Here is a 21,577-nt window from a genome sequence, read left to right on the forward strand (position 1 = left end):
CTGATGCATCACCAGCGCTTTCGTCACGTGGTGGCCCAGGTGTTTGGATCTCTCCATGTGCTGGTAGCCGCGGCGTTCCATCCCCTCCCGGGACAAGCCCAACGCCTGCCGCCACGCTTTCGCGTCCGTTTCCCGGCGCACGTCGCCGACCCAGTACGCGTCGACTGCGGCGCGAGCGTCGCGTTGCAGGGCACGCTTGACCGCCCACATCGCCCAGTACAGGTTCTCCACACGCTGCACGTCGTCAAGGCGGTGGACGTCCAGGGGCAGACGGATCACCGCCAGCTCGGTGTCCTCGCCGCGCTTCCAGCGTTCGCCTTTGTTCTTACCCCGGAACCGGCGAACGGGCGCGGCATCGGAGGCGGGCGCCGCATCAAGCAGGCTCGTGGTCACGGATGTTCCCACCTCCTTCTTGACTCGCAGCGTGTGCAGATCTGTCCGGGCATGCTCAGGCTCGGCAATCACATCAAAGCTACCTGCCGTCACTGACAACGCCCCCTGCAGCCGGTCAGCTTGACTTCGTTTGCTGTCGGTTATGCGCCTGCCTCTCGCCTCCTGCACCGCTGCCGACCTGCGGGCCTGGACCGGGCTGACCGGGCCGCAGATGCACCGGCTCGTGAGGCAACTGTGGGAGAAAACGCCCGACATGGGCCGCGGCCGGCCCTGGGCGCTGTCGTTCACCGACCGGGTCCTGCTGCTCGTCCTCGCCTACCGGACCAACCTCACCATGCAGCAACTCGGCTCCCTGTTCGGCATCTCCGACTCCGCAGTCCACCCAGTCCTCGACCCTCTCGCCGAACCGCTCGCCGAGCTCCTCGGCCCGCCACCCACCGACCGCAGGGAACTGTGGGTCATCGACGGGACTTTGATCCCGGTCCACGACAAGAAGAAGACCGCAAAGTCGAAGAACTACCGGCGCAGCGTCAACGTGCAGGTCCTCTGCCGGGCCCGCGAGGGCAGGGTCGTCGCGGTCGGGGACGCGCGGCCAGGAAACCGCAACGACATCGTCGTCTTCCGGGAAACCGTCGGGAAAACCCTGCCCGACCACCCCAGGCTCTCCGGCGACGGCGGGTATCGCGGATCCGACCGCATCCGCACCCGACGTGGACCCGACGGCCGCGACCCTGTTGCCCATTCAGCTACGCGGCGAGGCTGAGTTCGAGTCGGGCGAGGTGGCTGGTGTGGCGGCGGTCGAGTGGTTTGCCGTTCCACCAGGCGTTGAGACGGATGAGGTTGAGGGCGACGGCGCTGTGGACGTGTTCGAGGTGGGTCTTGGCCAGGCCGCGGTAGCGGGCACGGCGGCTGTCGGTGACGGCGAGGGCCTGGCGGATGGTTCCCTCGACGCCGGAGCGTAGGGCGTATGCGTCCTGCCAGTCCCGGTCGGCCTGCTCGGCGCGGGCGGTCCGTAACGCCTCGGTCAGCGGGCGTGGGTTCAAGGTGAGCTGCCGGAAGCCCCGGCGGCTGGTGGTGCACAACTCGCGGACCGGGCAGGGGCCGCAGGTCGGCTTGGTGAAAGCGACCACGATCATCGGATAGCCGTGCTGGGTGCACGGGCTCCAGGAGGAGCTGGTCTGTCCCTGGGGGCAGGTGACCTGCTGGTACTTCCAGTCGATGGTGAACGCGTCGGCCTGGAAGCCCGCGTTCTCGCGGGCCTGGCGGGACTGGTCGAGCAGGACCGGGGTGATCAGTGCGATGCCGTAGGTCTGGCGGGACTTCACGATCAGGTCGGCGCTGGGGTAGCCGGAGTCGAGGTAGTGCTCGCCCGGGAGCAGGGCGCGGTGCTGCAACTGCTGGTGGATGCCGTCCAGGGCCTTGGTGTCGGGGACGGTGGAGGCGGTGGTGGCCACGTTCGTGATCAGGTTCGGGGCGGTGCGCTCCTTTTCGGGCGCGTCCGTGCAGCTCTCGCTCACGTGCAGCTTGAACCCGTTCCAGAAGGTGTCGCGCTTGGCGGACCAGCGGGTGTCGGGGTCGTAGGGGGAAGCGATGCGCAGATGGCCGGGCGGCAGCCCGTCACCGCCCTCCTCGGCCTTGGTGCGGCGGGCCACCACCTCGCGCCCGCCCCGTGCGGTGGTGCGGGTGTAGTTCTGCAGCAGCACGGTACGCAGGGTCTGCACCGCGGGCAGCTCGCGCAGCCAGGGTTCGGAGCGCGGATCGTAGACGGCGCTGAGCAGGGCGAAGCCGTCGCGGGCGTAGGTCAGCGCGAGCTGGTCGCGCTTGGTGGCGGAGGAGGGCATGCGCCAGGTGTCGATCCGGGTGTCGTAGCGGCGCGACCAGCCGGGCACGTCCAGCACGCCGGCGACCCAGTGCGGCGCGGCCGCCGTCAACGCCTCTACCGCCGCCCGCACGCTCTCCCCGGCCAGCTCCAGGCGGTTCAGATCCCGCACCGCGGAGACGACGTGGGTGGAGTCGGTGCGCTGCTTGCCCCCAGCTCCGACCAGACCCTGCTCCGTCAGCCTCTCCAGCAGCAGGTCCAGGACCCTTCTCCTCCAGATGGTGCCCGACCACCCGGGTACGGAACTGCGACAGCACAGTGAAGTCGAAGCCGGTGTCGGTCAGCTCCAACCCGAGCGCGTAGGCCCACGAGAGCCGGTCACGCACCGCCTCCGCAGCCTGGCGGTCCGTCAGGTTCTCCGTCATCTGGAACACCGTCACCAACGCGAGCCGACCCGGGGACCAGCCCGCCGGCCCCGTCGCGCCGAAAGCCTCCGCGAACTCCTCGTCCGGAAACAGTTCCCCCAGCCGGTCCCGCACCGCCACCGGCAACGGCACCTGCCGCCCGAAATTCTTCGCCCGCACCGCCCGCGCCACCACGGGATCCGGCTCCGGCCACGACTGCGGCTCCATCGACACTCCCATCCCACCCCCCGACCGGGGATCAGGAAAGAACCGGCCGCACCACCAACCCTGCCAGTACCACCAAGTCGCTGTCGGCCCTCAACTGCCAATGGGCAACAGGGTCGGCCGCATCATCAAAGACCGCAACTACCGCCGGTTCCGCCGGCGCCGCGCTGTCGCCGAACACACCATCGCCCACCTCAAAGACCACCAGGTCCTGCGCCAGTGCCGACGCAAAGGCGACGGCATCAACCACGCCGTCGCAGGAGTCGCAGCACTCCACAACCTGAAGCTGGAAGTCCGGTAACCGGGGGGTCACCCCGGCAAGGAGACACGGCCCGCTCCGCATGACGGGATAACTCTTAGCGGCCCCGGCCGCCGGGGCCGCTCCCCCGTCCGCTGCGGGGCGGACGGGAGGGAGACCACCTGGCCGTGCCCCGGTGGCTCAGACCGCCGGCACGCAACGGCCGTCCTCCGTGCGGTAGTTCCACTTCGCACCGTCGCGGACCAGCTCCTTGACCGCACCGAGGAAACGCTCCACGTGCTCGTCGGGCGTGCCCGCGCCGAAGCTGACGCGGATCGCGTTCAGCGTCTTCTCACCGGGCGCCGCCTCGGGGGCGCCGCACTCCCCCTGGGTCTGCGGGTCGGCGCCCAGAAGTGTGCGCACCAGCGGGTGGGCACAGAAGAGGCCGTCGCGGACGCCGATGCCGTACTCCGCGGAGAGCGCGGCGGCGAAGTGGGAGCTGTTCCAGCCCTCGACGACGAAGGAGATGACCCCGACGCGGGGCGAGTCGTCGCCGAAGAGGGAGAGCACCTTGACCTCCGGGACCCCGGCCAGCCCTTCCCGGACCTTGCCGATCAGGTACTGCTCGCGGGCAACAAGGGCGTCGAAGCCGGCCTCGGTGAGGGCCTTGCAGGCCGAGGCGATGGAGTAGGCGCCGATGACATTGGGCGAGCCCGCCTCGTGCCGTGCGGCGCTCTCGTGCCACTCGACGTCCACTCCTCCGTCGGTGCGCCGGGTGACCTTGCGGCTGGCGCCTCCGCCCGCGAGGTAGGGCTCGGCCGCACGCAGCCAGTCGGCGCGGCCGGCCAGGACTCCGGAACCGAACGGCGCGTACAGCTTGTGCCCGGAGAACGCGACCCAGTCGACGTCCAGGTCCTTGACCGACACCCGGTGGTGCGGGGCCAGCTGGGCGGCGTCCAGCACGATACGGGCGCCGTGCGCATGGGCGGCCGCCGCGAGATCGCGCACCGGCCACAGCTCGCCGGTGACGTTCGAGGCGCCGGTGACACAGACCAAGGCCGGGCCGTGGGGATCGCGGTCCGCAAGGGCGCGCTCCAGGGTCGCGACGGCCTGCTGCGGAGTGCGCGGGGCGTCCAGGCAGGTGACGCGCGCACCCCGCCAGGGCAGCAGGGAGGCGTGGTGTTCCGTCTCGAAGACGAAGACCTGGCAGTCGGCCGGAAGGGCGGCGGCGAGGAGGTTGAGCGAGTCGGTGGTGGACCGGGTGAAGATCACCTCGTCCTCTTCGCGGCAGTCGAGGAACGCTGCGACGGTCCGGCGGGCGTTCTCGAACAGGTCGGTGGACAGCTGCGAGAGGTACCCGGCACCGCGGTGGACGCTGCCGTAGTACGGGGCGTAGGCCGCCACGTCGTCCCAGACGCGCTGAAGTGCCGGGGCGCTGGCCGCGTAGTCGAGCGCGGCGTAGGTGACCTCGCCGCCCGTGACGAGCGGGACGGTGACATCCCGGCCTAGAACGGGCAGCGGGGCACAAATGGACGGGTCGGCAGCAAGGGTGGAAACGGACATGGGTGCACTCCCGTGTAAGCAGGTGGGATCGCCGTGCCGGACGGCGCGCACGACGGCGCGAGGCTGCGTCAGCGGCACGCGAAAAGGTGAAAAGGGGTGAAAGGGGATGCGGAGGCGGGGCTCTGCGGCCCTATCGCATTCGCTTGCTCACGGAAGGCTCCCTCGAACGACCAGGACCCCTGGTGATGCGAGGGGTCCGCGCTTGCCGCAGACCTCGCTGCCTACGGCCTGGTCCTCACCCGGGGCACCCCGCCACGGACGGAGGGTTGCCGGACAGCCGGCCGGGGCCGAATGGCTGTCGCTCATGACCTGTACAGGACGCTACGGGACGTGATCGCCCGGCCGCAACTTCTGTCCGGATGCCGGGATGCACACAGGGTTGCGAAGGCCCGGTCCGGAGACGGGGCCGCGCGCACGGCTGTGGAGGCCGGGCCGGAGACGGGGACGCGAACACGGCCACGACGGCCGCACCGCAGACCGCGACCCACGCACCACCACGACGGCCGCACCGCAGACCGCGACCCGCACACGACCACGAAGGCCGCACCGGAGACGGGGACGCGCGCGGTTACAAAGGCTGATCCGCAGACCGCGACCCACACACCGCCGCCAAGGACCGTCCACAGCCGGGGATGCGCGCACGGCCGCGAAGGCGTGGGAGTGCCGGACGGGCGAAGGCCGGGCCGGAGATGCCTGGTGGGCCCCATCGGCCCTGAGCCTGTGGGGGCACCCCTCTCAGGCACACCCGGAACAGCTTGGAGCGGAGCCGAGGAGCCCGCGCCCCAGGCCCCGCGGATGTCAGGCGTGGGTCGCCGCCACCCAGTGGTCCAGCGTCCGCTTGGCCGCCCCCGAGTCGATGGACTCCACGGCCTTCTCCATCCCGGCCCGGATCTGCTCCGCGAGCGACCCGGAACCCGGCTCCAGCGCCACCAGCGCCGCCGCCGAGTTCAGCAGTACGGCGTCCCGTACCGGGCCCGTCTCACCGGTCAGCACCCGTCGCGCCACATCGGCGTTGTAAGAGGCGTCGGCACCGCGCAAGGCCTCCACCGGGACCAGGTCGATCCCCACGTCCCGGGGGTCGAAGGCTTCCTCGGTGACCTTGCCGTCGCGGACGATCCAGACCCGGGAGGTCGATGTGGTCGTCAGCTCGTCCAGGCCGTCGTCGCCCCGGAACACCAGCGAGGAGTTGCCGCGCTCGGCGAGGACCCCCGCCACGATCGGCGCCATCCGCGGGTCCGCGACACCGACGGCCTGGGCCTTCACCCGCGCCGGGTTCGTCAGCGGGCCCAGGATGTTGAACGTCGTACGGATTCCCAGTTGCCCGCGCGCCGCCGCCACGTGCCGCAGCGCCGGGTGGAACTTCACCGCGAAGCAGAAGGTGATCCCGGCCTCCTCGGCCACCTCGGCCACCCGGTACACCGGCAGCTCCAGATTGACCCCGAGCTTCTCCAGCACGTCCGAGGCCCCGGACGCGGAGGACGCGGCCCGGTTGCCGTGCTTGACGACCTTGGCTCCGGTGCCGGCCACCACGATCGACGACATCGTGGAGATGTTCACCGTCTTCGCGCCGTCACCGCCCGTACCGACGATGTCGACCGTCGGCCCCGGCACCTCGATGACGTTCGCGTGCTCGTACATCGCACGGACAAGGCCGGTGATCTCCTCCACCGTCTCGCCCTTGGCCCGCAGTGCCACCGCGAACCCGGCGATCTGCGCGTCCGTCGCCTCGCCGCGCATGATGCGGTCCATCGCCCAGGCGGTGTCGTCCGCGCTCTGGTCACGGCCGTCCAGCAGCCCGTTCAGCACCTGGGGCCAGGAACGGCCCGCCGCGGTGTCGCCTCCAGCGGGGGTCACAGCGCTCATAAGCCGCTCCTGGGTCGTTGTCCCGGACCACGGGACGCATATCTCGAACAGGTCCACCCTATCCAGCCCGGCAGACGGCGAAGGGCCCCGTCCGAACACCGGACGGGGCCCTTCGACTGTGGCGTGCGCAGCGATCAGTGGTGGCCGTGGCCGCTCGTGATCTCCTTGTACTCCTCGACCGTGGGCTTGGGGATCTGGTTGGTGTCCCCGTAGTAGCCGTAGCTCAGCTTGGAGCGCAGCTTGTCCGTGGCCTTGATCTTCCGCTCGACGCCGTTCTCGTCGACCGTCGGGCCGATCTCGGCTGGCTTGTACTGCTCGTGCGCCGTGAGCGTGTGCAGCTGCTCCTGGCTGAGCGGCTCGTGGACCTCGATGAACTCACCGTGCGGCAGCCGCTTGATGATGCCCGACTCGCGGCCGTGCAGCACCTTGTCGCGGTCGCGGCGCTGGAGGCCGAGGCAGACCCGCTTGGTGACCACGAACACGAGGACCGGCACCACGAAGAAGGCGATGCGGACGAACCAGGTGATCGCGTTGATCGACAGGTGCAAGTGCGTGGCCCAGATGTCGTTGCCACCAGCCATCAGCAGCACGAAGTACCAGGCGATCCACGCGGCACCGAAGGCCGTACGCGTCGGGGCGTTGCGCGGGCGGTCCAGGATGTGGTGCTCGCGCCTGTCCCCGGTGACCCAGGACTCGATGAACGGGTAGACCGCGATCGACACCAGGACCAGCGGGAAGATCATCAGCGGGATGAACACGCCCAGGACGAGCGTGTGGCCCCAGACGTTGACCTCCCAGCCCGGCATCGCACGGATCAGGCCCTCGGAGAAGCCCATGTACCAGTCGGGCTGGGCACCCGTGGACACCTGGTCCGGACGGTAGGGCCCGAAGACCCAGATCGGGTTGATCGTGGCGAGCGCCGCGATGGCCGCGATGACACCGAAGACCAGGAAGAAGAAGCCTCCGGCCTTGGCCATGTACACCGGCAGCAGCGGCATGCCGACGACGTTGTTGTTCGTCTTTCCGGGACCCGCGAACTGCGTGTGCTTGTGGTAGAAGACCAGGATCAGGTGGCCGACCACCAGGCCGAGCATGATGCCCGGCAGCAGCAGGATGTGGATCGAGTAGAAGCGGGCCACGAAGTCGCCGCCCGGGAACTCTCCGCCGAAGAGGAAGAACGACAGGTACGTGCCGACGATCGGCACGGACAGGATCGCGCCCTCCATGAAGCGGACACCGGTGCCGGAGAGCAGGTCGTCCGGAAGCGAGTAACCGGTGAAGCCGGTGAACATGCCGAGGACGAACAGCAGGAAGCCGAACAGCCAGTTGATCTCACGCGGCTTGCGGAACGCGCCCGTGAAGAACACGCGCATCATGTGCACGAACATGCCAGCGAGGAAGATCAGCGCGGCCCAGTGGTGGATCTGACGGATGAGCAGGCCGCCACGCACATCGAAGCTGATGTGCATCGTGGAGTTGAAGGCCTCGCTCATGGTCTGACCCTGCAGCGGCACATAGCTGCCGTGGTACACGACCTCGTTCATCGAGGGGTGGAAGAACAGCGTCAGGTACACACCCGTGAGGATGATGACGATGAAGCTGTAGAGGCAGACCTCGCCCAACATGAACGACCAGTGGTCGGGGAAGATCTTGCGCATGTTGGACTTCGCCAGGGAGTAGATCCCCAGGCGGCCGTCGGCCCAGTCCGCGATGCGCTCGCCGGCCGGTGCCCGTCCGCGCGAGCTGTCCGCCGTGCCGGCGGCAGACGGATTCGTGTTGCTCGATGTAGTACTCATCCGCGCTCCCAGAATGCAGGACCGACGGGCTCCTCGAAGTCGCCGAGCGCCTCGAGGTAGCCGTCCGCGTTGACGCCGATGCGCAGCTGCGGCAGGGCGTGACCGGCCGGGCCGAAGATGACTCGGGCACCGTCGGAGAGGTCGAAGGTGGACTGGTGGCACGGGCAGAGGACGTGGTGCGTCTGCTGCTCGTACAGGGAGATCGGGCAACCGACGTGGGTGCAGATCTTCGAGTAGGCCACGATGCCCTCGTGGGACCACTCGAGTTCCTTCTTGTCCTTGATGTTCTCCGGCTGGAGCCGGACGATCATCAGGGCGGCCTTCGCGATCTGGACCTGGAAGTCCTCGTTGGCCTCCTCCAGGCCCTCAGGCTTGGCGAAGGTGAGCGAGCCCACCGCGACGTCCGAGGGACGCAGCGGCTGGTTCGTGTTCATGTTGACGAGGAGCTTGCCCTTGGACCACATCGTGTGGCGGAGCTTGGTCCCGGGCAGCGGACCCAGGTCGCGCAGCAGCATGACGCCGGAGAGCGGGAACAGGGCCAGCGCGCCGAACATCGTGTTGCGGATCAGCTTGCGCCGGCCGAACTGCGACTCCTTGGCACCCTGCTGGAAGTCCGCGACGACCTTCGACTTGACCTCGGGGGGCGCCTCGATCGGGTGACGCTCGTCGGCGATCTCCATGTCGGACATCAGGGTGCGGGCCCAGTGGACCGCGCCTGCGCCGATCGTGAACAACGCCACGCCCAGCGTCAGACCCAGCGCGAAGTTCATCGCGCTGATGTGCCCGATCGGGAAGACGAAGATCGACCTGTCGTTCGGGATCGTCACGTACGCGGCGATGAAGCCGAGGGTGGCCAGCATCGACACGGTGAACAGCATGGCCACCGTGCGCTCGGACCGCTTGGCGGCCCGCTCGTCGATGTCCTGGATGCGGTGCTCGTGGGGCGGCAGGCCCGGGTCGGCGAACGGGTTCTGCTCGTCCGCCACCGTCACTGCACCGTGCGCGGTGTCCTGCTCAGCGGGCAGGTTCTCTTCTGGAATGTCTTGGCTACTCATGACTTCTTGGCCTTTGCGGTCCGAGCGGCGACCCAGACGGCGACCGCGATCAGCGCGCCGAGGCCGAAGATCCAGGCGAACAGGCCCTCGGAGACCGGTCCGAGGCCGCCCAGCTCGAGGCCGCCGGGGTTCACGGTCTGGTCGCCGTCGACCGCGTGGAGGTACGCGATGATGTCCTTCTTGTTCTGCTGCGACAGCGTGGTGTCCGGGAAGGACGGCATGTTCTGCGGGCCGGTCTGCATGGCCTCGTAGATGTGCTTCGGGGCGACGCCCTCAAGGGTCGGCGCGAACTTGCCGTGCGTCAGCGCACCGCCCTTGCCGCCGGTGTTGTGGCACTGCGCGCAGTTGGTGCGGAAGAGCTCGCCACCCCGGGCGATGTCGGCACCCTCGGGGCTGTAGTCGTTCTTCGTCGGCACGGCCGGGCCGGCGCCGAGAGAGGCGATGTACGCGGCGAGCTGGTCGATCTGGGTCTGCGAGTAGATGTTCTTCTTCGCCGGCACCTGGGGGCCCTGCGAGGTCGCAGCGGGCATACGGCCGGTGCCGACCTGGAAGTCGACCGCCGCCGCGCCCACGCCGATCAAGCTCGGGCCGTCGGAGGAGCCCTGACCGCCGGTGCCGTGGCAGCTGGCACAGCCCACCTGGTAGAGCTTCTTGCCCTCCTCGATGGCGAGGGACTGGGCGGTGTCATCGGCCTGCGCCTTGCCGGCGGGCGCGAACGCGGCGTACAGCCCCCCGGAGAGCGTCAGCGCGATGAGTAGGACGACGAGCGCCGCCATCGGATGGCGTCGTCGTGCGGAGAGCTTTTTCACGGATTACCCCGGTGTCAGGATCTTCTGCGTCGATGCTTCTGGAAAAGGATCGGATCGTCTCGGGCGTTCGGTTCTCCCCGATCGGGTGAACGTCCGCCGCGGCCGACGGCCGACTACTTGATCATGTAGATCGTGGCGAAGAGGCCGATCCAGACGACATCGACGAAGTGCCAGTAGTAGGACACGACGATGGCGGCGGTCGCCTGCTCGTGTGTGAACCTCCGCGCCGCGTAGGTGCGGCCGAGGACCAGCAGGAAGGCGATGAGACCACCCGTCACGTGCAGGCCGTGGAAGCCGGTGGTCAGGTAGAACACCGAGCCGTACGGGTCCGAGGACAGCGAGAGGCCGTCCTTCTTGACCAGCTCGGTGTACTCGAAGATCTGCCCGCCGACGAAGATCGCACCCATGATGAAGGTGACGATGAACCATCCCCGGAGCTTCTTCACATCACCGCGCTCGGCGGCGAACACGCCGAGCTGGCAGGTGAGGGAGGAGAGCACCAGGATCGTGGTGTTCGTCGCCGAGAACGGGAAGTTGAGATGGCTCGCCATCTCCTTCCAGTGAGTCGGCCCTGTCACCGATCGCAGGGTGAAGTACATCGCGAAGAGGGCCGCGAAGAACATCAGCTCGGAACTCAACCAGATGATGGTTCCGACGCTGGTGAGGTTCGGTCGGTTGACCGACGGGTGCGCGTGCCCGGTTTCTACTGTCGTTGCTGTCGCCACGACCGACATTATGTCGGTCGCTTATCCCGCCCTCACTCCGGGGGGTGCCGTTCGGAGTGTCCGCACCCTCTGTACTGCCCGGATGGCGGATCGAAGCCCTGTCCGAACCGCTGTTGACCACGAGTTCAAGGGAGTAGCATCCGCCCCAACGTTCCGTTCCGTACGACGGCAGACACCACTGCGTACCGGAGGAAGCCATGCAGCCGACCGCCACGGTGCTGGTCTACAGCGACGACTCCAACACCCGAGAGCAGGTGCGGCTCGCGGCCGGGCGCAGGCCCGCTCCGGACGTTCCCGAGGTCCGGTTCGTGGAGTGCGCGACACCGGCCGCCGTCGTCAAGGAGCTGGACCGGGGCGGCATCGACGTGTGCGTCCTGGACGGCGAGGCCGTTCCGATGGGCGGGATGGGCGTCTGCCGGCAGATCAAGGACGAGATCTTCAACTGCCCGCCGGTGCTCGTGCTGATCGCGCGCCCGCAGGACGCGTGGCTGGCCACGTGGAGCCGGGCCGACGCGGCGGTGGCACTGCCGGTGGAGCCGGTCGAGTTCGCCTCCGCCCTGGCCGCCCTGATGCGCCGCAAGGCCCTCCTGAGCGCCTGACGGCCCGTCCGTCCGGTACGGGGACCGCCGGCCGGTACGGAGGCGCCTGCGGGGGCGTCATGTCCTGTCGCGGCCGTACGACGTCATGGCCCCGCACCCCTGACGGGGCGCGGGGCGCTCGTCCTCACGCGGACTCGGGGCGCAGTCTCGCGCTGCTCAGGTTGCGGCCGTCGGAGTCGTCCGCCACCAGGGCACTGCCCTTGTGCCATTTCGACCAGTCGACGTTCCAGTCGCCGAAGCCGTTGCCGAACGGCTCCATCTGCTTGCCGTTGGAGTTGACGACCTTCACGATGTCGCCCTCCCGGACGGTGTTGAAGAACCATCTGGCGTAAGCGTTGCTCATACCGGTGCAGCCGTGGCTGACGTTGGCGGACCCCTGGCTGCCGACGGACCAGGGCGCGGCGTGCACGTACTCGCCGCTCCAGGTGACCCGGGCCGCCCAGTAGACGTTCAAGTCGTAGCCGTCGCTCGAGTTGCTCGAGATGCCGATCGTGGTTCCGCGCATCCGTACGACGTACTGCTTGCCCAGCACCACCTTGACGCCGTTTCGGGTCTCGAAGCCGGGCCTGCCGGTGGTGATGGGTATCTGATTGATCACCTCGTCGTTCTTGTAGACCGTCATCTGGTGCGCGGCGGCGTCCGTGACGGCGACTATGCGGTCTCCCGTGGTGAGCTTCACGGGCTTCGACTTGCCGCCCCAGAGGCGGTCCGCCACCTTCACGCCCTCGAGGTCGCTGTGGGCGGTGATGGTGGCGTGCGTGGGCCAGTAGGTCTGGGGCCGGTAGTGCAGCTCTTTGTCGTTCACCCAGTACCAGGAGCCCTCGACCACGGGCGCCGAGTCCACCTTGAGGGCGCGCTCCACCACCGCCCGGGACGTCTTGTCCTTGACGGGCTCGCTGAGTTCGGCTGTGACGGGCTGTCCGACACCGTAGGTCCCACTGTTGGGTCCGAAGGTGACCTTCAGCGTCTTGCTCTTGGGGGTGCTGGTGTCGAACTCGATGACCTTGCGGCCGGGTGCGCCGTCCTCGTCCTCCGTGCTCACCGTGACCGTGTAGTGGGTGCCCGCGGCCAGCGGTGAGGTGTTGTGCCAGCGGCGGCCGTCGGCGGAGAGCTCACCGGCCACGTAGCGTCCCCGGGCGTCGGTGACCGTGACGTCCGTGATGCGCCCGTCCTCATCCGGGGCGGTGATCTCCAGGGGCTTGTCGGGGTCGACCTTCTTGGCTTTGCCGGCAGGCGCGTTGTAGGCGATCTGGTCCGCCGCGTCGTACGGCCTTGCCGCCAGCGGGTTCCCGTCGGCCCCGCAGCCGACGAGTCCCGCGCCGAGGGCGAGCACCGACAGGGTGCAGCCGACGACCGTGCGGTGTCGCGGGCGCGCGCTCCGGAAGAACACTTTGTGACTCATGACCTCACGCTATGGAGGCCTGTCAACTATGGCGCGCCGAGAGATCCGTGCGGGGGACGCACGGTACGGCAAAAGAGGGAGCCCGGACACTCCTGACGGAGTGTCCGGGCTCCCGTAGCGCTGGGCGCGTGCTACTGGGTGCGGTTCTCGCCGCGGTAGTACTCGAAGACCCAGCCCCACAGGCCCACCAGGATCAGCGGGGCCGAGAAGTACATCAGCCACCAGCCGATCGCGATGCTCAGGAAGGCGAGCGCGCCACCGACGCCGAGGGCGAGCGGCTGCCAGCTGTGCGGGCTGAAGAAGCCGACCTCGCCGGCATCGTCCGCGACGTCGGCCTCAAGATTGTCCTGGGCGCCCGTGTCGACCCGCCGGGCCGTGAAGGCCAAGTAGTAGCCGATCATGATGCTCAGGCCGAAGGCCAGGAAGAGCGCGGTGGTACCGGCCGGCTCCTTGGACCACAGGCCATAGGTGATGGCCACGGCGAGCAGGAAGACTGCCAGCCAGATGAACATCTTGCCCTGGATCTTCACTTGCCGGCCTCCTTGCCACCGGAGACGGCCTTGGTACCGGCACCCGCGTGCTCGAGCTGCTCGAGCGCGGCGATCTCCGGGTGGTGCAGGTCGAAGGCGGGGGATTCACTGCGGATCCGCGGCAGGGTGAGGAAGTTGTGCCGCGGCGGCGGGCAGGAGGTGGCCCATTCGAGCGAACGGCCGTAGCCCCACGGGTCGTCGACGCCGACCGGCTTGCCGTACTTGGCCGTCTTCCACACGTTGTAGAGGAACGGCAGGATCGACAGGCCGAGCAGGAACGAGGAGATCGTCGAGATCGTGTTCAGGGCGGTGAAGCCGTCGGCCGCGAGGTAGTCCGCGTAACGACGCGGCATGCCCTCGGCACCCAGCCAGTGCTGCACCAGGAAGGTGCCGTGGAAGCCGATGAACAGCGTCCAGAACGTGATCTTGCCGAGCCGCTCGTCGAGCATCTTGCCCGTCATCTTCGGCCACCAGAAGTGGAAGCCGGCGAACATCGCGAAGACGACGGTGCCGAACACCACGTAGTGGAAGTGCGCCACCACGAAGTAGGAGTCCGAGATGTGGAAGTCCATCGGCGGCGAGGCCAGGATGACACCGGTCAGACCACCGAAGGTGAAGGTGATCAGGAAGCCGGTGGCCCAGAGCATCGGTGTCTCGAAGGACAGCGAGCCCTTCCACATCGTTCCGATCCAGTTGAAGAACTTCACGCCGGTGGGTACGGCGATGAGGAACGTCATGAAGGAGAAGAACGGAAGCAGCACGCCGCCGGTGACGTACATGTGGTGCGCCCACACGGTCACGGAGAGACCGGCGATGGCGATGGTGGCGCCGACGAGACCCATGTAGCCGAACATCGGCTTACGGCTGAAGACCGGGATGACTTCGGAGATGATGCCGAAGAACGGTAGCGCGATGATGTACACCTCTGGATGGCCGAAGAACCAGAAGAGGTGTTGCCATAGCAAGGCGCCGCCGTTGGTCGCGTCGAAGACGTGCGCACCGAACTTGCGGTCCGCCTCCAGAGCGAACAGCGCGGCCGCGAGGACCGGGAAGGCCAGCAGCACGAGCACAGCGGTCAGCAGCACGTTCCACACGAAGATCGGCATGCGGAACATGGTCATGCCGGGTGCGCGCATGCAGATGATCGTGGTGATGAAGTTGACCGAGCCGAGGATGGTGCCGAAGCCGGAGAAGGCCAGACCCATGATCCACATGTCGGCGCCGATGCCCGGGGAGCGGACCGCGTCCGACAGCGGGCTGTAGGCGAACCAACCGAAGTCGGCCGCGCCCTGCGGAGTGAGGAAGCCGCCGACCGCGATCGTCGAACCGAACAGGTAGAGCCAGTAGGCGAACATGTTCAGCCGGGGGAACGCCACGTCGGGCGCGCCGATCTGCAGCGGCATGATCCAGTTCGCGAAACCGGCGAACAGCGGCGTCGCGAACATCAGCAGCATGATCGTGCCGTGCATCGTGAACGCCTGGTTGAACTGCTCGTTCGACATGATCTGCAGGCCCGGACGGGCCAGCTCGGCGCGCATGAGCAGGGCCATGACGCCGCCGATGAGGAAGAACGCGAACGACGTGACCAGATACAGCGTGCCGATCGTCTTGTGGTCGGTGGTGGTCAACCACTTGACGACGACGTTGCCGGGTCGCCTGCGCCGTACCGGCAGCTCGTTCTCGTACGAGTCCTCAGCTGCGGCGGCACCCTGGGGTTCGTTGAGGATGCTCACAGGTTGTTCGTCTCCCGGTTCTTCTCGTGGCTCGTCTGCGCGATGCCGGCGGGAATGTAACCGGTCTGCCCCTTCTTGGCGAGGTCCTTGAGGTGCTGCTCGTAGCGGTCGGGCGAGACCACCTTCACGTTGAACAGCATCCGGGAGTGGTCGACGCCGCAGAGCTCGGCGCACTTGCCCCGGAAGGTGCCCTCCTGGTTGGGGGTCACCTGGAAGGCGTTGGTGTGGCCCGGGATGACGTCCTGCTTCATCAGGAACGGCAGCACCCAGAAGGAGTGGATGACGTCGCGCGAAGTGAGGATGAAGCGGACCGTCTTGCCCTTCGGCAGCCAGAGCGTCGGACCGGGGTTGCCCGTCTGCGGGTTGCGCGTGGCGGGCGTGCCGAAGTCGTAGACACCGCCGGCGTTCGCCGGGAAGTCGTTCTTGTACCGGTTCGGAATCGCGTCCAGGTTCGCATCGGTCTTCGCGTCACCCGTCACCCCGGAGACCGGAGTGACGTAGTTGAAGCCCCAGCTCCACTGGTAGCCGACCACGTTGACGGTGACGTCCGGCTTCTTGGAGAGGTCGAGGAGCTTCGACTCGTCGCGGGCCGTGAAGTAGAAGAGCACCGAGACGATGATGAGCGGCACGACCGTGTACAGCGCCTCGATCGGCATGTTGTACCGGGTCTGCGGAGGAACCTCGACCTTGGTGCGGCTGCGCCTGTGGAACATGGCGCTCCACAGGATCAGGCCCCACACCAGCACGCCGACGGCGAGCGCGGCAGCCCAGGAGCCCTGCCACAGGGAGAGGATCCGCGGAGCCTCTTCCGTGGTCGGGGTGGGCATACCAAGGCGGGGGAAGTCCTTGTATGTGCAACCGGTTGCGGTCGCCAGGACCAGGCCCGCGGTCAGTGCCTGCAGCAGCTTCCGCCGCATCGGGCGCCGCGGCGAGCGGTCGGAGCCGTTGGGACTCACGTAGCGCCTTCCCGAGAGTCTCGCCCGCGCGGTTGGCTGCGGCCTTCTCGCTGGTCGGTCGCCGTCCTGCGTCGGGCAGGGTTTGATGTTTATGCGGACCAAACCCTACTGGACGCTATTTGGGGCTGCGCGGGGAGGGTGCCCAACGCGCCGCCGGTCACCCCGAAGGGGTGGAATGACCGCTTCTGGCCACCATCTGACGGGGGCTCGAAGGCGGCTCCCCGGTGACCGGGATCCTTCGCCGAGCCGCGCGCTTCGCAAGAGTTAGCGTTGCGGTGTGTCCTACTTCGACGCCGCCTCCGCCGCTCCCCTCCACCCCGTCGCCCGCCAGGCGCTGCAGGCCTCGCTGGACGAGGGGTGGGCCGATCCCGCCCGGCTGTACCGCGAGGGGCGGCGGGCCCGGCTCCTGCTGGACGCCGCGCGCGAGGCGGCCGCCGAGGCGGTGGGGTGCCGCCCGGACGAGTTGGTGTTCACCACGTCCGGTACACGGGCGGTGCACTCCGGCGTCGAGGGAGCGCTGGCGGGCCGCCGCCGGGCCGGACGCCACCTGATCGTGTCATCGGTCGAACACTCCTCGGTCCTCCATGCGGCGGAGGTGTTCGAGGCGGACGGCGGCACGGTGACCCGGGTGCCGGTCTCCCGCGTGGGAGCGGTCACCCCCAAGGCGTACGCGGCGGCGCTGCGCTCCGACACCGCGCTGGCCTGCCTGCAGTCGGCCAACCACGAGGTGGGCACGGTGCAGCCGGTCGCCGAGGTGGCCGCCGTGTGCCGTGCGGCCGGCGTGCCGTTGCTGGTGGACGCGGCGCAGTCGCTGGCCTGGGGGCCGGTCGAGGGCGACTGGTCGATCCTCACGGCCAGCGCCCACAAGTGGGGCGGGCCGTCAGGTGTGGGGCTGCTGGTCGTGCGCAAGGGAGTACGGTTCGCGCCTCAAGGACCGCTGGACGAGCGGGAGTCGGGACGGGCCCCGGGGTTCGAGAACATCCCGGCCGTCGTGGCGGCCGCGGCGTCGCTGCGGGCGGTGCGGGCGGAGGCGGCCGGAGAGGCGGCACGGCTGCGGGAACTGACGGAGCGGATCCGGGCGCGAGTGCCGGAGTCGGTCCCCGATGTGGAGGTGGTGGGCGACCCGGACCGCCGACTGCCCGGGATCGTCACCTTCTCCTGTCTCTATGTCGACGGGGAGACATTGCTGCACGCACTGGACCGCGAGGGTTTCTCGGTCTCGTCCGGGTCGTCCTGCACGAGCAGCACGCTGACGCCGAGCCATGTGCTCAAGGCGATGGGCGTGCTGAGCGAGGGCAATGTCCGCGTCTCCCTGCCGACCGATACGCCGGCGGAGGAAGTCGACCGGTTCCTTTCGGTGCTGCCCGGTGCGGTGGCGGCGGTGCGCGAAAAGCTCGGCGCACCGTCCCCGCGGACTCTTACGCGCGAGGACGCCCTGGTCGTGGACACCCTCGGCAAACGCTGCCCCATCCCGGTGATCGAGCTGGCGAAGGTCATCGGGGACGTGCCGGTGGGCGGGACGGTGCGGGTCCTGTCGGACGACGAGGCGGCGCGCCTGGACATCCCGGCGTGGTGCGAGATGCGGGAGCAGGAGTACGTCGGGGAGGAGCCGGCGGAGCGAGGCTCCGCCTATGTGGTCCGCCGGCTCTCCTAGACCTGCGCCCGGGGCGCCGCCCGCCCGCGGTCAGCCCAGGTGCTTCTGGACCTGTGCCGCCGCCTCGTCGCCGTACGCCTTGGTGAAGCGTTCCATGAAGTGGGCGCGGCGCAGCTGGTACTCCTGGGTGCCCACCGTCTCGATGACCAGGGTGGCGAGCATGCAGCCGACCTGGGCCGCGCGCTCCAGCGGAACACCCCACGCCAGGCCGGACAGGAATCCCGCGCGGAAGGCGTCGCCGACGCCCGTCGGGTCGACCTTGGCCATCTCCTCGGGCACGCCGACCTCGATCGGGTCCGCACCGGAACGCTCGATGCGCACGCCCCGCGAGCCGAGCGTGGTCACCCGGTGGCCGACCCGGCTCAGGATCTCGGTGTCGGTCCAGCCGGTCTTGGTCTCGATGAGCCCCTTCTCGTACTCGTTGGAGAAGAGGAAGGTCGCCCCGTCCAGCAGTATCCGGATCTCGTCGCCGTTCATGCGCGCGATCTGCTGCGAGAAGTCGGCGGCGAACGGGATGGACCGGGTGCGGCACTCCTCCGTGTGGCGGAGCATCGCCTCCGGGTCGTCGGCACCGATCAGCACCAGGTCGAGCCCGTCCACGCGGTCGGCGACCGTCTTGAGCTCGATCAGCCGGGCCTCGCTCATGGCGCCGGTGTAGAAGGAGCCGATCTGGTTGTGGTCGGCGTCCGTGGTGCACACGAAGCGGGCGGTGTGCTGGGTCTCGGAAATGCGTACGGAGTCCGTGTCCACCCCGTGCCGCTCCAGCCACGCTCGGTAGTCGTCGAAGTCCGAGCCGGCCGCGCCGACCAGGATGGGCTGGGTGCCGAGCTGCCCCATGCCGAAGGCGATGTTCGCGCCCACCCCGCCGCGGCGAACGTCGAGACGGTCCACCAGGAAGGAGAGGGAGACCGTGTGCAGCTGATCCGCGACGAGCTGGTCGGCGAAGCGGCCGGGGAAGGTCATGAGGTGGTCGGTGGCGATGGAGCCGGTGACTGCGATACGCACGGCGAGGACACGCTCCTGTGGAGGAGGGGATTGACAGTTCACGCTACCCGGTAAGCCCGGCGCTTCGAAGCAGGCAAAACTACCCGATAGTAGATCTTTCTCGGCGACCCCGGACGTGCTTACGGTTCCGTCATGACGAAGCTCGAGGGTCCCGGCACCGCCCTGGTCGATCCGGATACGGATCTGGCGTCACTGCGCGGCGACTGCGCCCGGATGGTTCCGCACTGGGCCGCACCCGTGAAGTCCACCCCGCCGCACGTCTCCCCGTCCTCGATCCACGGGGTCAGCGTGCCGCCCGCCTCGGCCCGCCTCCTGGACGCGATGTCCGACTACGGGGACTGACCGGGGGCGCCTCGGACGCGGCGCGCCGGACGAGCGTCGGCGCGCTCCCGGGAACCGTGCGCTCCCCCGCTGCGTCCCATTGCCGCCCCCCGTCCGGGGGAGGCGGTGTACGACCTTCCTGTGGCGTTCCACGGCACGGCGGGGTCTCCTGGGACAGCAGTGCAGCCGAAGGAGCGATGCGGTGAACACCGAGCGACCCGACGACGCGAGTGACGGTACCGAAGTCACCGGGGGCACCGACGGGACCGTGCCGCGCCGGCGACCGTCCCCGGCGGTCGTCGCCTCAGTCGTGGCCGCCGTCCTGCTCGTCGGGGGCGGCGGGGCCTACCTCGCGGCCACCGCGTCCGGCGGCACCGGCGGCTCCACTACGCCGGGCGGGGACGGCACTCCCCCGGCGCTGGCTCTCGACGGGTTCAGCGAGGGCGGCGGCACATCCGGGATCGCGGTGGGCGAGCCCAATCCGTACGGCACGACCTACACCGCCCGGGGCGAACTGCCCGACGGCCCGGAGTCGGCGCCCGTGTATTGGGCGAAGGGCGCGGTGACGCGGGCCGAGGTGGCCCGGCTCGCCGGGGCACTGGATCTGAGCGGCACACCGAAGCTGGTCGCGGGGGCCTGGACGGTCGGCGCCGCGAAGGACGGTTCGGGACCGCTCCTGCGGGTGGCCGGGGAGGCGCCCGGGACCTGGACGTTCAGCCGGTACGCGGCCGGGTCCGACAACTTCTGCAAGAGCGTCACGACGTGCTCGTCCCGCCAGGACATCCCTGGACCGGTGAGCGAGGCCGCCGCGAAGCAGGCCGCCGCGCCGGTGCTGAAGGCACTGGGCCAGGAGGACGCCCGCCTGGACGCGCACCAGCTCATGGGATCGGTCCGTGTGGTGAACGCCGATCCGAAGGTCGGCGGACTGCCCACGTACGGCTGGTCGACCGGCATCCAGGTCGCCGCCGACGGCCAGGTGACGGGTGGCAGCGGCAACCTCTCGGCGCCGGTGAAGGGTGCCGACTACCCGGTCGTCGGCGCGAAGAAGACCCTGGAGCTGATGAACGGCGCGACCACGTCGTACGGCCGCAAGGGCATCGGCGGCTGCGCCAGCCCGGTGCCGCTCAAGGACCGGGACGAGGCGCCTTGCAAGGCGCCCACCGGGATGCCGGAGCGGAACTCGGCGACCGTGCGGGACGCGGTGTTCGGGCTGGCCGCGCACTCGATGGCCGGAAAGCCGGTGCTGGTGCCGTCGTGGCTGTTCACGGTGCGTCCGGCCGGGACCGGGGACGACTTCACAGTGACCCGTGCGGCGGTCGACCCGCGATATCTGAGCGCACCGCAGCCGCCGGGGCAGCCGCGCGAGACACCGAGCCCCCGGCCGAGCGGACCGGGCGACGAGCCGACGTCGGCGCCTGCCACGCGTGATGTGAAAGTGATGGGCTATACCGCCGAGGGCCAGGATCTCACCATCACCTACGAGGGCGGGGTCTGCGGCGACTACGCGGCGTCGGTGAGCGAGAGTTCCGGCAAGGTGACCGTGACCGTGACCGAGACGCCCTGGCAGGGCAAGGTCTGCATCATGATCGCCAAGATCTACCACGACACGCTGCGCCTGAAGGCGCCGCTCGGGGACCGCGAGGTGGTGGGCTCGGACGGCAGGCCGATCCCGAAGGAGACGGCGAGCACGCTGCCGCACGCGTCCGTGGGCGGGGCTGGACCGAACGGGTCGCGCTAGGACGGCCCCGGCCCACCGGCACGCGAAGGCGGCGCCCCCGTCGAGAGGGACGCCGCCTTCTTACGCGTACTGAAGCCCGGTCAAGACTCAGCTGAAGGAGTCACCGCAGGCGCAGGAGCCCGTCGCGTTCGGGTTGTCGATCGTGAAGCCCTGCTTCTCGATGGTGTCGACGAAGTCGATGGTGGCACCGCCCAGGTACGGAGCGCTCATGCGGTCGGTGACGACCTTGACCCCACCGAAGTCCTTCTCCACGTCGCCGTCGAGGGAACGCTCGTCGAAGAAGAGCTGGTAGCGCAGGCCGGAGCAGCCGCCGGGCTGGACTGCGACGCGCAGCGCCAGGTCGTCACGGCCTTCCTGGTCGAGCAGGGCCTTGACCTTGGCCGCGGCGGCGTCGGTCAGGATGATGCCGTCGGTGACGGTGGTGGTCTCGTCCTGTACGGACATCTACATCTCTCCCGGGTTGTACGGAGACTGCTTGCCGACGAGTGCAACCGGCGTGGCCGCGGATTCATTCCGGGCCGAGCGCGTTTCTTGCGCTCCCTCCTTCATGCTCGCATACACGGCGGAACACGCACAGCGGCCTGTGGACAAGGCGGGGGACACCGATATGCCGCCCGGCGTACGACTGGCAGACCACCGGGCTTCGCACTCCGTAGGGTCGACCGATACATGCCGGGATTCACGTCACATCGACGCTATCGGCATCGTCAAACTGACGTGAACCGGTTATGATAGATAACGTCAATTCG

The 21,577-nt window shown here is 68.9% G+C and carries 19 protein-coding genes, 2 pseudogenes and 1 riboswitch; of the genes and pseudogenes, 5 read left to right on the forward strand and 16 right to left on the reverse strand.

What is annotated here, in order from left to right:
• Positions 1–393, reverse strand: a pseudogene (locus ACWDA7_RS00005) (hypothetical protein); the annotation flags it as partial.
• 142 nt (positions 394–535) lie between these two features.
• On the opposite strand from ACWDA7_RS00005, the gene ACWDA7_RS00010 reads away from it, so the two are divergent.
• Positions 536–1,156, forward strand: coding sequence for a transposase (locus ACWDA7_RS00010; protein WP_450601924.1), 621 nt, complete (start codon positions 536–538; stop codon positions 1,154–1,156).
• On the opposite strand, the gene ACWDA7_RS00015 is transcribed toward ACWDA7_RS00010, so the two are convergent.
• From ACWDA7_RS00015 to ctaE, 9 genes and pseudogenes are all read right to left on the reverse strand, one after another.
• Positions 1,140–2,384 carry a transposase gene (locus tag ACWDA7_RS00015; protein ID WP_450601925.1) on the reverse strand — a complete coding sequence of 415 codons (1,245 nt, stop codon included), beginning with the start codon at positions 2,382–2,384 and terminating at the stop codon, positions 1,140–1,142. The two genes, ACWDA7_RS00010 and ACWDA7_RS00015, sit on opposite strands and share 17 nt — an antisense overlap.
• Before the next feature lie 175 nt (positions 2,385–2,559).
• A pseudogene (locus ACWDA7_RS00020) lies at positions 2,560–2,856 on the reverse strand (transposase); the annotation flags it as partial.
• Positions 2,857–2,875: 19 nt separating this feature from the next.
• Positions 2,876–3,154: a hypothetical protein gene (locus ACWDA7_RS00025; protein WP_450601926.1), complete on the reverse strand. Its 279-nt coding sequence runs from the start codon at positions 3,152–3,154 to the stop codon at positions 2,876–2,878.
• 126 nt (positions 3,155–3,280) lie between these two features.
• A complete protein-coding gene (locus ACWDA7_RS00030; RefSeq protein WP_450601927.1) occupies positions 3,281–4,642 on the reverse strand; it encodes an aminotransferase class V-fold PLP-dependent enzyme in 1,362 nt (453 codons plus the stop codon).
• 193 nt (positions 4,643–4,835) lie between these two features.
• A riboswitch (SAM riboswitch) is annotated at positions 4,836–4,952 on the reverse strand.
• 488 nt (positions 4,953–5,440) lie between these two features.
• Complete coding sequence (gene trpD / locus ACWDA7_RS00035) at positions 5,441–6,505, reverse strand: anthranilate phosphoribosyltransferase (RefSeq protein WP_450601928.1); 1,065 nt, start codon at positions 6,503–6,505, stop codon at positions 5,441–5,443.
• A 134-nt stretch (positions 6,506–6,639) separates the two neighbouring features.
• Positions 6,640–8,301, reverse strand: a complete 1,662-nt coding sequence (gene qcrB, locus ACWDA7_RS00040; protein WP_450601929.1) for a cytochrome bc1 complex cytochrome b subunit — start codon at positions 8,299–8,301, stop codon at positions 6,640–6,642.
• On the reverse strand, positions 8,298–9,356 hold the full coding sequence (qcrA, locus tag ACWDA7_RS00045; protein ID WP_450601930.1) for a cytochrome bc1 complex Rieske iron-sulfur subunit: 1,059 nt from the start codon (positions 9,354–9,356) through the stop codon (positions 8,298–8,300). Before qcrA ends, qcrB begins: the two co-directional genes overlap by 4 nt.
• Complete coding sequence (gene qcrC / locus ACWDA7_RS00050) at positions 9,353–10,165, reverse strand: cytochrome bc1 complex diheme cytochrome c subunit (RefSeq protein ID WP_432926784.1); 813 nt, start codon at positions 10,163–10,165, stop codon at positions 9,353–9,355. Before qcrC ends, qcrA begins: the two co-directional genes overlap by 4 nt.
• A 113-nt stretch (positions 10,166–10,278) precedes the next feature.
• Complete coding sequence (ctaE, locus tag ACWDA7_RS00055) at positions 10,279–10,899, reverse strand: aa3-type cytochrome oxidase subunit III (protein WP_059133825.1); 621 nt, start codon at positions 10,897–10,899, stop codon at positions 10,279–10,281.
• A 188-nt stretch (positions 10,900–11,087) separates the two neighbouring features.
• Here ctaE and ACWDA7_RS00060 point away from each other — a divergent pair, with 188 nt between their 5' ends.
• The gene (locus ACWDA7_RS00060) at positions 11,088–11,489 is read left to right on the forward strand and encodes a response regulator (RefSeq protein WP_359388984.1); all 402 of its coding nucleotides are present in this window, start codon (positions 11,088–11,090) and stop codon (positions 11,487–11,489) included.
• Positions 11,490–11,613: 124 nt separating this feature from the next.
• Here the strand turns inward: ACWDA7_RS00060 and ACWDA7_RS00065 are convergent, their stop codons facing one another.
• The 4 genes from ACWDA7_RS00065 to ctaC all read right to left on the reverse strand — a co-directional run bounded on the left by ACWDA7_RS00065 (position 11,614) and on the right by ctaC (position 16,110).
• Positions 11,614–12,891, reverse strand: coding sequence for an Ig-like domain-containing protein (locus tag ACWDA7_RS00065; RefSeq protein ID WP_450601931.1), 1,278 nt, complete (start codon positions 12,889–12,891; stop codon positions 11,614–11,616).
• A gap of 131 nt (positions 12,892–13,022) precedes the next feature.
• The gene (locus ACWDA7_RS00070) at positions 13,023–13,421 is read right to left on the reverse strand and encodes a cytochrome c oxidase subunit 4 (RefSeq protein WP_359388978.1); all 399 of its coding nucleotides are present in this window, start codon (positions 13,419–13,421) and stop codon (positions 13,023–13,025) included.
• A complete protein-coding gene (ctaD, locus tag ACWDA7_RS00075) occupies positions 13,418–15,154 on the reverse strand; it encodes an aa3-type cytochrome oxidase subunit I (protein WP_450601932.1) in 1,737 nt (578 codons plus the stop codon). The genes ACWDA7_RS00070 and ctaD overlap by 4 nt, the downstream gene beginning before the upstream one ends.
• Positions 15,151–16,110 (reverse strand): aa3-type cytochrome oxidase subunit II, encoded by a 960-nt coding sequence (gene ctaC / locus ACWDA7_RS00080; RefSeq protein ID WP_359388971.1) that lies wholly within the window; start codon positions 16,108–16,110, stop codon positions 15,151–15,153. Before ctaC ends, ctaD begins: the two co-directional genes overlap by 4 nt.
• A 277-nt stretch (positions 16,111–16,387) precedes the next feature.
• Between ctaC and ACWDA7_RS00085 the strand changes: the two genes are divergently transcribed.
• Positions 16,388–17,764, forward strand: a complete 1,377-nt coding sequence (locus tag ACWDA7_RS00085) for an aminotransferase class V-fold PLP-dependent enzyme (RefSeq protein ID WP_450601933.1) — start codon at positions 16,388–16,390, stop codon at positions 17,762–17,764.
• A 30-nt stretch (positions 17,765–17,794) separates the two neighbouring features.
• Here ACWDA7_RS00085 and ACWDA7_RS00090 read toward each other — a convergent pair whose 3' ends face one another.
• Positions 17,795–18,769 carry a carbohydrate kinase family protein gene (locus ACWDA7_RS00090; protein ID WP_450601934.1) on the reverse strand — a complete coding sequence of 325 codons (975 nt, stop codon included), beginning with the start codon at positions 18,767–18,769 and terminating at the stop codon, positions 17,795–17,797.
• A 132-nt stretch (positions 18,770–18,901) separates the two neighbouring features.
• Here ACWDA7_RS00090 and ACWDA7_RS00095 point away from each other — a divergent pair, with 132 nt between their 5' ends.
• Both ACWDA7_RS00095 and ACWDA7_RS00100 read left to right on the forward strand, forming a co-directional pair.
• Positions 18,902–19,111: a hypothetical protein gene (locus ACWDA7_RS00095; RefSeq protein ID WP_450601935.1), complete on the forward strand. Its 210-nt coding sequence runs from the start codon at positions 18,902–18,904 to the stop codon at positions 19,109–19,111.
• 181 nt (positions 19,112–19,292) lie between these two features.
• Positions 19,293–20,828: a hypothetical protein gene (locus tag ACWDA7_RS00100; protein WP_450601936.1), complete on the forward strand. Its 1,536-nt coding sequence runs from the start codon at positions 19,293–19,295 to the stop codon at positions 20,826–20,828.
• 87 nt (positions 20,829–20,915) lie between these two features.
• On the opposite strand, the gene ACWDA7_RS00105 is transcribed toward ACWDA7_RS00100, so the two are convergent.
• Complete coding sequence (locus tag ACWDA7_RS00105; RefSeq protein WP_055491910.1) at positions 20,916–21,272, reverse strand: iron-sulfur cluster assembly accessory protein; 357 nt, start codon at positions 21,270–21,272, stop codon at positions 20,916–20,918.
• Positions 21,273–21,577: the final 305 nt, after the last annotated feature.

The organism is Streptomyces sp. NPDC001156 (assembly GCF_053598275.1).

Bases quoted from the DNA above. Each gene is read 5' to 3' on its own strand.
- ACWDA7_RS00060 (WP_359388984.1), top strand. From the start codon at position 11,088: ATGCAGCCGACCGCCACGGTGCTGGTCTACAGCGACGACTCCAACACC.
- ACWDA7_RS00105 (WP_055491910.1), bottom strand. From the start codon at position 21,272: ATGTCCGTACAGGACGAGACCACCACCGTCACCGACGGCATCATCCTG.
- qcrA (WP_450601930.1), bottom strand. From the start codon at position 9,356: ATGAGTAGCCAAGACATTCCAGAAGAGAACCTGCCCGCTGAGCAGGAC.
- ctaE (WP_059133825.1), bottom strand. From the start codon at position 10,899: ATGTCGGTCGTGGCGACAGCAACGACAGTAGAAACCGGGCACGCGCAC.
- trpD (WP_450601928.1), bottom strand. From the start codon at position 6,505: ATGAGCGCTGTGACCCCCGCTGGAGGCGACACCGCGGCGGGCCGTTCC.
- ACWDA7_RS00065 (WP_450601931.1), bottom strand. From the start codon at position 12,891: ATGAGTCACAAAGTGTTCTTCCGGAGCGCGCGCCCGCGACACCGCACG.
- ACWDA7_RS00095 (WP_450601935.1), top strand. From the start codon at position 18,902: ATGACGAAGCTCGAGGGTCCCGGCACCGCCCTGGTCGATCCGGATACG.
- ACWDA7_RS00010 (WP_450601924.1), top strand. From the start codon at position 536: ATGCGCCTGCCTCTCGCCTCCTGCACCGCTGCCGACCTGCGGGCCTGG.
- ACWDA7_RS00030 (WP_450601927.1), bottom strand. From the start codon at position 4,642: ATGTCCGTTTCCACCCTTGCTGCCGACCCGTCCATTTGTGCCCCGCTG.
- qcrB (WP_450601929.1), bottom strand. From the start codon at position 8,301: ATGAGTACTACATCGAGCAACACGAATCCGTCTGCCGCCGGCACGGCG.